The sequence below is a fragment of the Absiella sp. AM09-50 genome, from assembly GCF_003433845.1.
Classification (GTDB): Bacteria; Bacillota_I; Bacilli_A; order Erysipelotrichales; family Erysipelotrichaceae; genus Hoskinsella; species Hoskinsella hominis.
On record NZ_QVFI01000011.1, the window covers coordinates 1 to 13,093 of the forward strand.

The 13,093-nt window shown below is 29.3% G+C and carries 8 protein-coding genes; all 8 read left to right on the forward strand.

Annotated features, from left to right (window positions below; all coding sequences use genetic code 11):
* Nucleotides 1-139 precede the first annotated feature (139 nt).
* The 8 genes from DW114_RS10670 to DW114_RS21980 all read left to right on the forward strand — a co-directional run bounded on the left by DW114_RS10670 (nucleotide 140) and on the right by DW114_RS21980 (nucleotide 13,033).
* Nucleotides 140-355: a sporulation initiation factor Spo0A C-terminal domain-containing protein gene (locus DW114_RS10670; RefSeq protein ID WP_158552230.1), complete on the forward strand. Its 216-nt coding sequence runs from the start codon at nucleotides 140-142 to the stop codon at nucleotides 353-355.
* A 369-nt stretch (nucleotides 356-724) separates the two neighbouring features.
* Complete coding sequence (locus tag DW114_RS10675) at nucleotides 725-1,078, forward strand: helix-turn-helix domain-containing protein (RefSeq protein WP_117453839.1); 354 nt, start codon at nucleotides 725-727, stop codon at nucleotides 1,076-1,078.
* A 22-nt stretch (nucleotides 1,079-1,100) separates the two neighbouring features.
* Nucleotides 1,101-1,805, forward strand: a complete 705-nt coding sequence (locus DW114_RS10680; RefSeq protein WP_128125144.1) for a LytR/AlgR family response regulator transcription factor — start codon at nucleotides 1,101-1,103, stop codon at nucleotides 1,803-1,805.
* Nucleotides 1,802-3,094, forward strand: a complete 1,293-nt coding sequence (locus tag DW114_RS10685) for a GHKL domain-containing protein (protein ID WP_117453745.1) — start codon at nucleotides 1,802-1,804, stop codon at nucleotides 3,092-3,094. Before DW114_RS10680 ends, DW114_RS10685 begins: the two co-directional genes overlap by 4 nt.
* Before the next feature lie 124 nt (nucleotides 3,095-3,218).
* Complete coding sequence (locus tag DW114_RS10690) at nucleotides 3,219-3,695, forward strand: hypothetical protein (RefSeq protein ID WP_117453746.1); 477 nt, start codon at nucleotides 3,219-3,221, stop codon at nucleotides 3,693-3,695.
* Nucleotides 3,685-12,147 (forward strand): RHS repeat-associated core domain-containing protein, encoded by an 8,463-nt coding sequence (locus DW114_RS10695; RefSeq protein WP_117453747.1) that lies wholly within the window; start codon nucleotides 3,685-3,687, stop codon nucleotides 12,145-12,147. Before DW114_RS10690 ends, DW114_RS10695 begins: the two co-directional genes overlap by 11 nt.
* Nucleotides 12,148-12,158: 11 nt before the next feature.
* Nucleotides 12,159-12,836, forward strand: coding sequence for a hypothetical protein (locus tag DW114_RS10700; protein ID WP_117453748.1), 678 nt, complete (start codon nucleotides 12,159-12,161; stop codon nucleotides 12,834-12,836).
* A gap of 68 nt (nucleotides 12,837-12,904) precedes the next feature.
* Nucleotides 12,905-13,033 (forward strand): hypothetical protein, encoded by a 129-nt coding sequence (locus DW114_RS21980; protein WP_255411876.1) that lies wholly within the window; start codon nucleotides 12,905-12,907, stop codon nucleotides 13,031-13,033.
* Nucleotides 13,034-13,093 lie beyond the last annotated feature (60 nt).

Consider the following 13,093-nt stretch of genomic DNA (forward strand, 5'->3'; position numbering starts at 1 on the left):
TTGCGGACATTTAAGAAGATATAAAAAGATAGTCAAAAACACATATATAATTTAAACAAAATTATATTTGATAATATCAATTATTACGTTGTCTTTTAGAAGACTATAATTTATAATGAATAAAAAGGATGGTGAGTTTATGAAATTTGATGGTAAGTATGATAAAGTAATACAAGAAATTGCTGAAGAAGAAGGAATTACAGTGCAAGATGTGAGAATATATATGGAGGAAGCAATAGAAAAAGCTTACAGTGCAAACAATCCCTCATTTATGAAAATGTTTGGGTATAAAAAACCAACAATTGAAGAGTTTATAGAAATAGTAACTATGAATCTTCAAAAGAGTAGGTCTTAATGAATGATAAATGTGCTGTTAGATATTCGTAATCTTTCAACTGAAATTATATCTAATTTACATTTTAATTAAATATTCATTTTATATAGAACTTAAGTATTTATAAAATATGTTAGAAGTCAGAAGAATCTTGAAAAGGGATAATTCTGATTTTTTTTGTCTTTCATTGTTTATAGTTCCTTTTTTTGCATTTAAGATTTTATATGTTGATTTTGACCATGTGTCATATTTGAGTTTCTAAAATTATCATTATTTAATCATTATTACTTTAAGAATGAATAAAAAATGATATATATGAATGAAATCATTTATATAGGTTATGTTAATGGTAGTGTGCATAATGTAAAATATAAGAAAGGAGGTGTCGCATTGGATTTAGATTATAAGGCAATTGGTAAAAGAATCAAAATTGCGAGAGTTAACAAGGGATATACTCAAGAGAAGGTTGCCAATCTAACTGATTCTGCGCCTTCACATATAAGTAATATTGAAACAGCTAAATCGAAAGTGGGGTTAGCTACGCTAGTAGAAATTTGCAATGTTTTAGATGTTTCTGTTGATGAGGTCCTGAGTGATAATGTTGTTTCATATAGGAATCAATTTACAAATAAAATGATACAATTATGTCAAGACTGCACTGATGAGCAAAAAAGATTTGTAATTATTTTAGTGGAAGCAGCATTAAGCTTTTTTGAAAAAGATAGGAGAAACCAAGAAGCATAAAGATTGGGGGGTGGCCTTTATTTTGAAAGTAGCAATATGTGATGATTGCAACTCTGATCTAGAAAAAGCCTATAAAATGTTGAAAAATATAGGTAATATTATTTCGATAGATATGGAAATTGAGAAGTTTTCTAAAGCAGATAAGCTGCTTGAAGAAATCGAGAAATATCAAATTGTGATATTAGATATCGTTATGCCGGATAAGCTTGGATTAGATATTGCAGAAGAGATCATACAAAGATCGAGTAATACGTATATAATTTATTATTCATCTAATATCGAATATGCGCCTGATGCTTGTTCAACAGGATTTGCATTTCTTACAAAGCCTTTGCAACAGGACAAACTGTTAAAGGAACTTCAGCGAGTATTGATAAATTTAAGAAAAAATGAGATTACAATACAAGATGAGAATCATGTATTGCGACACATTAATATACACGGAATATACTATATTGAATCTTTTGAACGAAGAAGCATCATTTATCTAAAAAGTAAGAAAATAACTACGAGAATACAATTAAAGGAATGGAAACAAAAACTATCCGATTTTAAATTCAAAAAATGTAATAAAAGTATAATTGTTAATCTATCCAATGTAGATAGGATAGATGAAAAGGAAATGAATGAAATATTGTTGAAAAACGGAGATAGATTGCATATTTCGAGGATTTATTATAATGAATTCATTGATGCGTTCTATGAATATTTGGATAGTTTATTATGACAATAATTATAAGATTATGTGCTAATCTGGCAGAGATAATGATTTTCATATTCTTTTGTAGCCAATTATTAAAAGTGAATAAAAGAAGAAGCACATTCGTTTTCAGTATTATAGTTATTGAAATTGTAAAATTTTTAGTTATGGAGATGAATCATCCAATCTATAATTTCATTTCTTCAATGATTTTGTATGGTTGTTTATTAACATGTATGTTTACTGGAAAGAAAAGTCTTAAACTTTTTCTTATAAGCATGTTTCTTTGCCTATCCGTATCTGTAGAAGAACTAGCTTTTTCCATGATGCAGGTTTTGATACCAGATCTCTATGATATATCATATGTAATGGATCATACACTATTGTTGCTTTTTGCCACCATGTTAAGTTCAATTTTATTGTTTATACTTAGTAATACCATAATTACAATTTTGGAAGCAAAAGTAGAAAATGTGATTTTAGTGAAAGATGTAGTAATGCTGTTAATGCTTCCACTATCTACCGTTATGATTATAATCAGTATGCATTTTCCGTTTGGAATGACAGTAAAAAGTAACATATTCCTTTTTATATCAGAATTGGTATTGCTGGTTGCTAATATAACAGTTTGTAATATCTTCAAGCAAAAATTAGAAGAGAATAAACTTATATTAGAAAATGAGCATCTTCAGCATAATGCTAAAGTAAATCAAATTTATTTTGAAATGACACAAGATAAAGTAAAGGAATCTAAGAAAAGCCGTCATGATTATAAGAAACATTTACATTTGCTAAATGGATATCTACAGCATAATGAATATGATCAGGCAAAGAAATATCTTGAGGATTTACTTAAATACCATTCTATGAATACAATGTTAATAACAGGAAATCAGATTCTTGATTTAATGATAGAAGCGTATCATGATAAGATTAACGAATATGATATAGACGTTCAATTAAATATACAAAATTTAAATCTGCAAAAAATCAAGAGTGTGGATTTAAGTACGATTTATGGAAACATATTAGATAATGCAATTGAAAGTTGTATAAGATGTGATGAAAAAATAATTGAAATTACTTTTAAACAGGTGGGAAGCTACTATATTATGCGATTTATCAATAGTTGTTCATTCATTAATCATATAGATGGCGATTTTACTACAACGAAATCAAAGGAGTATCACGGGTATGGATTAAATAATATTAGGGATGCAGTAAAAAAATATGAAGGTAGTGTAGATTCTAAGTATGTAGAGGATAAAAATTTGTTTATCACAACTATTCGCTTTAAGATAGACAGGGTAACTTAACTCTGTCTTTTTTTAACCACTCATGTTAAATCTAAACCTGTTATGTAAGAGAATATTGAAGTTATTCAATAAATATAAGATGCTTACATTGAGAAATTTATCTCATATTAAGGAGGGATAGTTTGTGAGAAAACTAATAGAAAACAAGGCTATAGCAATAGCACTTAGTGCTGTTATTGCAACTGGTAGTCTCGGTACAGTGATTTATTTGCAGAATGACACAACACAAGCGAAACAAGACAATGGTTATTACAGTATGACGGGTATGGATAAAAGTTCTTTTAACAAAGAGAAGACACCTGTATCTAATATGCTTATATTATTGAAAATCTTAAATAACAGTTCACAGTGCGATGGACAGTGGTATCAGGAGGTTGAAAATTTTATTGAAATGCTTGATGCACAATACCGATGCAATAAAGATAGTCAAGATGATTTTACAAATGAATTGATGAAGTTACAATGTCAATTGATAAAGGATCTGAAACTGATGTACTCTGAGATGTGTGAAGAGAATATCAACAAGGTACAAGAAACTTATAATAAATATCATAATGTTTATTATTCTGTTTATAATGGGGGTGAATTAAGTGAAAGCTAATAATTTTTATAAAAAGAGTAAACGTCTTTTGTTATGCTTATTGGCAGGCTCAATGTGCATTAACTTAAGTGGCGGTTTAACTGAAGTTATTGCACATGAAAGAGGTTTGATTAAAGATAAAGCTCAGTATGGTGATATGTATAACAAAGAGCTTAATTCAGACATTGCAAAAGATAATGGAGATGAACAATCTGCTGATACAGAACAAGGTTTAAAGGAACCAACGATTCAACAAGAAAAGTCCTCATTCGAATCACAAAAGGAAATAATAGCGAAGAGAACGGAGTATTCTAAAACTTATAAACTTTCTAATGGTTCGTATGTAACAGAACAATTTTTTGAACCTGTGCATAAGAAAATCGATGGTAATTGGATTGATATTGATGATACATTAAAACAATCAACTGATCTGTTTAGATCAGCTAAAAAAGAATATAGCAATGACGATGGAGTAATGCCAGTTACTTTTGATAATGCTGGAGTGAATGTTAATAATGATATCATGATTGAACTTACAGATAAAAATACTGATGGTATGTCAGCTAAAGAAAATGCTATCTTATATAATCAAGTTATCAAAAATGTTGATGTACAATATGATGTGAGAAGTAATCATGTGTTTCAGAATATCCAGTTTTATTCTGCAGATAACACGTCTTTTAGTTATCAGATACATACCGATTTGAATGTAGAAAAGCAGGAGGAAAGCATTCGATTTACAAATGCGGAGGGCAATAAGGACTATACTATAAAAGCTCCAGTGCTTAAAGATAATTCTGGTAATGTATCTATGAAAGTTTCTGTTAATTTAGAAAATAAAGGAGATGGGGACTATCTGGTAACATACACAGCTGATCAAGAATTTATGAACGATAAGGAAAGAGCTTATCCTGTCAGTTTATTATCTTCGGTTGAAGATAGTAAAGAGCAGATGGTTGACTCATCCTATATACGTTCAGGTTCACCAAATATCACAAGCATGTATGAACATCTTCTTGTGGGATACGATAAAGACGGTGTGGTTTCAGGCTTAGGAGATCCTTCAATTATTGCGATTGCTAGGGCGTTTTTTACATTTCCAATACCTGAAATAGGAGATCATAAAATAATAACAAATGCATATTTAACATTGGATAAATTCTCTGATTATGGTGATCTTGAAGTCAATCAGATCGATGTATATGATACAAATACAAAAGTTGATACAAATCATGTGAATTGGAATAATCAACCTACAAATATAACTAAGATATCTTCAAATACAAATCTAAAAGGCACTTCATATAAAATGTTTGATATTACAGAAGCAGCAAATAAAATGTATAAAGGTACAGCAACTTCTATTATGCTTCGCGCAGCAGATGAAAGTGATAGCAAATATTTGTTGTCATTCCATAGCGAGTCCACTGGTTATCGACCTAGAGTTCGTGTAGAATACAGAGATGATTATGATGTGGATCCTGATACTGACATAGATAATCTAGAAGAATATTTTAGATTTTATACTAAAGGATTCAATAACTTTATGGGTATAAGTATTGATGGCCGCGCTAAACCTTATTCTGATGTGAACTTCGATCTCTATGAACAGCAGGGGAACGATAAAGAAAAGAAAGTTAATTCATCAAAAACAAAATCAGATGCATATTATCTTGATCCTATTTTTGTAGTTAAACCATTGAAAGATGTACAGCAATACGAAAATGATAAAGCCAACTATACATCTGATTATTTTGAAAATGCATTCTTTCCTAAAAAAGATACTTTGTATAATTTTCATGTATATGTAACAAAGGATTCTGAAAAAAGTAAAGAACTGATAACTGACTCTTTCTTGTTTTATGAAGTAAAACTAGGGGATAATCTGCAGACAATATCTACACATTATGGTGTTTCTATTGAAGATATATTAAAAGATAATAATACTAGCGAAAAGAAGATAAAAGAAGGAGATGTTTTGTTTATTCGTTATCCTCATGAGAATCCAATCTTGAGTGATGAATTATTTACCCCTCCTGTTAAAATTAAAGAATATACATCTGAATATAAATATCGTGGCCCTGAATGTCCTTATGGATGTACAGTGGGAGATCCAATCAATACCACGACAGGAAATTTTTATCATCAAAGCATCGATGCAACAGTTCAAGATTTCGAAGAATTGAATATAACAAGAACTTTTAACTCTTATGGAGAAAAAACTAGTTCAATATTCGGCAACGGTTTCAGTTCTAATATGGAACAGTATGTTTCTTATACAAAAGATGATAATATCTTGTATTTTGCAGGAGATGGTAAGATATTTCAGTTCGTTAAATCAAAAGACGGATATAAGAGTGATGATTTTTATTCAGTAAAAGAAACAGATAATGGAATTGAAATATTCAACAGTGAAACTAAAGACACGTTATATTTTAATGAGTATGGTATTTTACAGCAAAGAAAAACGTTAGACGGATATAAGGTTCTCTATAATTACGATGAATATGGGAAAATAAAAAGCATAATGCTTGGAGAAAAGGAAATTGCATTTGAGTATTATCCAAAAATGAATTTAGTTAAAACCATATCCTTACCTGATGGCACTAATGTTCAGTATGTATATGATTCCCATAGAAGGTTGATTGAATATACTGATACAAAAGGATTGAATGAAAAATATAATTATGATAAGAAAGGCAGAATGACAAGTATCATTGACAAGAATGGTAACGAATCTGCTATCAACACATATGATGACAAGGATAGGGTAATCAAACAAATTGATGGAAACGGAAATGAAACTTCATTTGTTTATGGTGCAAATAAAAACACATATACCTATGCAGATGGTACTAGCGAAACTTATACTTTCGATAGTGAACACAGAATTATTGGTATTGTTAATTCAGATGGAATTGGCAAGTCTTATACTTATGAGAATGGTATGATAGCAAGTGAAACAAATGCTTTAGGGCAAACTGCATACTTTACTTATGACAAAAATAAAAATTTAATAAAGAAAACAGATTTTGATGGCACTACAGAAAGTTATACCTATGATTCTGAAAATAGAATGATAAGTAAAACTGATAAATATGGAAGAACAAGTTCTTATCAATATGATCAAAAGAGTAATCTGATTCATGTGAAGAATGGTGATGGAACATCAATCACTTATACATATGATGAAAAAAATCATGTAATTAAAGAAATTACTGAAACTGGAGCTTGGAAAACATATGAATATTCGGATAATCAAGTATCTGTTGAAACCCATAGTACAGGTTTAATTATCACCTATACCTATGATGCCATGGGAAGAATGATCCATATGGATGATAATCAAGGTAGAAGTATCTCTTATGTATATGATAAACAAGGCAATGTGTTAGAAAAAACTGATGTTGATGGACTAACTGAGAAATACCTTTATGATAATGAAGGTCATATGACTGAATTTATTGATAAAATAGGCGGTAAGACAACTTATACATATGATAAGAATGGAAATCAGACTGTAGCTCAAAAAGGCGATATGACTGCTACAAAAATTTATAATGGTAAGAACAGGATAATAGAAGAAAAGAACTTTGATGGAAGTTATCATAAGTATCTCTATGACAGTGCAGGAAATAAGATTGAAGAAACAGATATTTACGGAAATAAAACTGTTTATACTTATGATGCATTAGGCAATGTACTAACAGAAACAGATGTCTTTGGAAAAATCAATAAAAATACATACGAGAATGGTTTACTGGTCAAAAATGAAGATAAATTAGGTAATGTAACAACATATAAGTATGATAAATTTGGACAAGAAGTAGAAAAAACGTTACCTAACGGAAAACAAGAAACAAAAGAATATGTAGCCGACAAAGTAGTGAAAGCAACAGATCAATATGGCAGGGTAAAAATAACGGAATATGATACGTTTGGAAGAATTAGCAAGGAAACAAGTGAAACAGGTATTGTCACAGTTTACACTTATGATGATAATAATCAAGTTCTTATAAAGACAGTAGATGATGAAAGAGTAAATGAATATACATATGATGTTTACGGAAATCAACTGACATCAAAAGATGCACTTGGTAATATTACATCATTTACTTATGATTCTATGAACCGCATAACTCAGGAAATAGATCCACTAGGTAATAAGACAGTACATATTTTTAATGGATTAGGAAATGAAATAGAAGTTATAGATGCCAAAGGTAATAGTGAGAAACACATTTATGATATTAATGGATTATTAATTAAAGATGTGGATAAGAACGGTTATGCTACTACCTATAAAAATAAAAATGGAAAAAGAACTTCTACTACAACAGCAGATGGAATTGTTACTACGTTTATTTATGATAAATACAATAATCTTATTGACACAAAAATCAACAATATTTCTATTGAAAAAAATACTTATAATCAGTATGGTCAATTAGTTAAGATTGAAAAGCCATCTGAGCAATATACTTACGAATATGATGATTATGGCAGAAAAATAAAAGAAATTAATAATATAACTACATTAACTACTGAATATACTTATGATAGTTTTGATAATATCTTAGAACAGAAAGATAGTGGTGGTAAGAAAATATCTTATGAATATGATGAATATAATCGTATGATTAAGACCATAGATGCATATGGAAGAACAGAAACCCAAATTTATGATATAAATAGCAATGTAATAGAAGTGAAGAATTTCAGTAATGAAACTGAAAAATATTCTTTTGATGCATATGGTAATCTAATTACAGAAAGTGACAAATTTGGAAATATAACAACCTATTCTTATGACTTAAATAATAACCGAATCACTTCAAAAGATGCAAGAGATGTGATAATTACCAATAAATATGACGCAAACGGTAATGTGATTGAAACGAGTAATTCATTCTATGATGCAAAACAGAAATTCACATATGATGCAAATGAAAATTTGATACTTTCTATAGATTTCATGGGTAATGAAACAAAAAATGAGTATGATGCAAATAATCAAAAAGTGAGTGTAATCAATGCGAATGGTCAAACTACGAAAACAGAATATGATGTTCATGGAAATGTGATCAAGGTTATTAATGCAGATGGGCAATCTAAGCAAATTAAATATAATGCATTTGGCCAAGTTATTGAAGAAGTTGATGAACGTGGATTCTCAATAAAGTATCATTATAATGATAAACTTCTTCAAGATGAAATTACTGATAAGTTAGGTAAAACAATTAAAATTACTTATGGTAATGATAATCTTCCTAACAAAATAAAAAATCAAAATGGATACACTACAGTTTATGAATATGATATCTATGGGAATGCTGTCAAAGAAACAGATCCAAATGGAAATATTAAGGAAACAGAATATGATCTATTAGGTAATGTTGTAAAAGTAACTGAACCTAGAAAAGAAACAATAAATATTTATAATAGTATAGGTTTGATTATTGAAACAAAAGTAAATGGAAAAACAACACTTAAAAACACTTTGGATGATTTCAATCAGATAGTTGAAACATCAAATGCACTTAATCAAACAACAAAGAACACGTATGATAAATATGGTAATTTGGTTAAAACTGATAATGAGGGTTATATAACTATTCTATCTTATGATAAAGTGAATAGGGAAGTAAAGAAAGTAGAAAATGATAAAAAAACTACTATTCTTAAATATGACATTTTAGATCATATGGTTAGTCAAGAAATCAATGATAAGGAAGTTATTTGCAATAATTATGATGCAGTTGGTAATATTTTGTATCATAAAGAGAATGGTGTTGAAAGTAAATATGAATATAATGATGTGAATAAGGTTATAGCAATTCAATTACGCAGTTTAGGAGATAGTGAAGAATATCTTACTGTTTACACTATGAAGTATGATGAAACTGGTAATATGATTCAGCAGAAAGATTATTATGGTAATACGACTACACTAGCATACGATGCAAATAATAATAAAATTAGTGAAGTAACGGCAAGAGGGAACGAAACTAAGTACGAATTTGATGCTTTAGGAAATATGGTCAAAGTACAGAATCCTTTAAACAGAGTGATAAATTATACATATGATGGGAATAATAATCTTACGCAGAAAAGAATAAATGATTTAGTAGCTACATATAAATATGATTCTGCTAATAATATTGTCGAAGAGAGCAATGAATATGGCTATACAGAGATGTTTGAGTATGACGATTTTGGTAATTTAACCAATTATGTTAAACCAGATGGAACTGAAATTACATACGAATTTGATCTACTTGGAAATAAATTAAAAGAAGGAAGCAGAACATTCAGTTATGATAATCATAACAATCTGGTATCTGCATCTTATAATGGAAAGAATCTGTCATTTGAATATGATGAATTTAACAGAATGGTGACAAGCACTGATGCAAAAGGAAATAGTGTATCATATGGATGGGATATTTATAACAATAGAACTTCCATCACATATCCTGATAAAACGAAAGTGTCATATACTTATAATGATTTCAACAAGATAACGAAAGTAAAAGAAAATGATAAAGAAGTTGCTTCATATACATTTGACGTTAGAGGTAATGCGACATCGTTAAAAAACAAAAATACTGTTAAAAAATATACTTATGACGAAATGAATAAAGTGACATCATACGATTTTACAAATAATGGAAAACATTTCATTAAGTATGAGTATTCTTATGATCCTGATGGAAACATAATAAAAGAAGTGATTGACGGTAAAGAAAATACCTATGCGTTTGATGAAGTAGGAGAAATCAAAACCTCTAATAAATTCATAGATGGAAAACTAATTGAGACTAAGTATGGATATGATTTATATGGTAATCAAACAGAAACTTCATCTGATGGAAAATTTAAAATTTATCATTACAATGAGAGAAATCAGTTAACAAATATCAAGACACAGGATGGATTAACAGATATTTACTATAATAAAAATGGAAATATGAAAGAAATTCTATATGCTGGTGGAAAAAAGGAAACATTAGAATATGATGAATTTGATCAATTAATTAAGTTATCTAATAGTAAAGATCAAAGTTTTGAGTATGAATACGATGCCCAAGGGGATCGAACAAGTTATGTGAAAAATATAAATGATCCTTATGATGCTGAGGCATGGTACAAATATCTAGAGGAAACTCCTTATGATGAAGTAAAAGATCTATTGGAGGATAAAAACAGTACAGATACATTTGATGCTTTACGTTATCAGGCTAAATATCATGCTGATAAAAACACTTGTGTTGGTATGGAAGAAATGGATGAAAATGATCGTACATCCACTTATGGAAATTATGTTATTGATAAATCATTAAAAAACAGTGAAATACTAATGTCTGATAGTGATGTAAAGCATATTTATGGTATGGATGAAAGATTATTTACAGAATGTGGAGATCCAAAGATGTCATATGAAACATCTGTCATAACATACCTGAATGGTTTAAATAATTCTGTAATAGGTACTAACACATTGAGTATCAGCTTCGGTGTTAAAACCAATACTGAAAACAAATTAGAATATGATGATTTTGGAAAAACTAATGACATGAAAGAGGGATTCGGTTATAATGGAGAAGAACTGGATGGTAATGGCTTAATATATTTAAGAGCAAGATATTATAATCCAGAACTCGGTAGATTCATTCAAATTGATAGATTTAGAGGTAAAAAAGAAGATATTGAAAGTCAGAATAGATATATCTATACTAATAATAATCCTTATAAATTTATTGATAAAACAGGAAAATCTAGTGATGTTTTTGATCCTGATTTCTGGATGAAAGTCGGTGAAGCTGTTGGTGCAGCAGCGGCTGTAGTAACATCATGGACACCACCAGGATGGTTAGCATGGGCAGTTGCTGGTGTTTCAGCTGTAGGTGCATATATTTACTATAATAGAGATTCTTTGAGAGAATCTTATGAAAATGGACTACGTAAAAAAAATGAGATGATAGCAGATACGCTAATTAATAATGAAACTGTAACTATTTCTGGTGGCTCTACTTCATGGGCAGGAAGTACTACATTAAGACCAACTATAACTATGACAAGGGAACAATACCTTAAAGAAGTTGCATGTCAAGAAGTGAAAGATATTTATGCTAAAAAACTTGCACAAGAAGCAGAAGCAGCACAAACTGAAAATGAGATTAAAAAAAGAATAGAAGATAAATTAGGAGAGTTGGATAAAGGCTCAATAGATACCACTAAAAATAAACAAAGGAAAGTAACAAACAAAGATAAAAGCGGAGGTATGGATAAAGCAAATAAAGATTTTGATGATTTGGATTTGGATAACGTTAGGGAATACCCTAATGGAACAAGGGTTGGAGAGTTTCCTGATGGTACAGAAGTTAATGTAAGACCGAATAGTTCGGAGGGTTCTCCAACTGTAGAGGTTAAAAAGCCAAATGGTAAAAGAATTAAATATAGGTATAAATAATGGAGGGAACTATGACATTCAATAAAATTTTAGATACTGAATTAGATTACATGAACTTTAATATGGATAAGAATATAATGATTGAATTCACTGATGGTCATCATTATACCTATTTGAAATTGCATGATTTTACGGATATTGAAGTATTTGATGAAAAATTCTTTGATGCAAATAAGTATGGTTTAAAACCAAATCCAAATATTTATGGTATCTATGAAATGAAAACTGAAATACCAAAAATAACATTGTTAATTGTTAGCATTAATGATATTTTTATAGTTAAGACTAATAACTATGAAATTATTCATAAAGATGAAAGAGAAGAATTTGATATTAATAGCCGTTATATTAAATCTATAAAAACAAATATATCAAATTTTGAAATTAGTAAGATTAGATTAGGCACTAATGAGAAACTAGATGTAGAATTTGAAGTTTGTTTGAATACACAAAATCAGAAATTATCGTATATGTCAAAAAATTATCTTGAAGCATACAAAATCGTTAAACATCCAGGAAAAATTGAAAATAATAGTTTTTTAAATAATCTTGATAAGGTATTTCCAGTAAAAGATTCTTTAAAAAAAGGATATTATCATCATATGAAATTAAATGATAATAGTATATCTTTGGAACTATTGTTTACTGGAGTGAATTTTGATGTACAATTGTTTGAAGAGGATTGTTGAACTCAAAATCATAATTATTCAGAAATTGAAGAAGTGCGCAAGTTATTTACTGCTACATAATAGGCGCTATGGCATTTGCATTATCTGGTTATGCTCCAGTATTAGTGGCACAGGTGGGTGCTTATGCAACACAATTAGCTGAATTTGCAGAACCTATTCTTAGTACATTAGGTGGGGTTGCTTTTGCTACAGCTTAAATTAAGTGATAGGAAGCTATTTGCTTCCTATCATTGATTATTTCAGTTTACTAAATAATT

Excerpts from the sequence above, each read along its gene's own strand:
- DW114_RS10700 (WP_117453748.1), top strand. The coding sequence starts at position 12,159 with ATGACATTCAATAAAATTTTAGATACTGAATTAGATTACATGAACTTT.
- DW114_RS10670 (WP_158552230.1), top strand. The coding sequence starts at position 140 with ATGAAATTTGATGGTAAGTATGATAAAGTAATACAAGAAATTGCTGAA.
- DW114_RS10685 (WP_117453745.1), top strand. The coding sequence starts at position 1,802 with ATGACAATAATTATAAGATTATGTGCTAATCTGGCAGAGATAATGATT.
- DW114_RS21980 (WP_255411876.1), top strand. The coding sequence starts at position 12,905 with ATGGCATTTGCATTATCTGGTTATGCTCCAGTATTAGTGGCACAGGTG.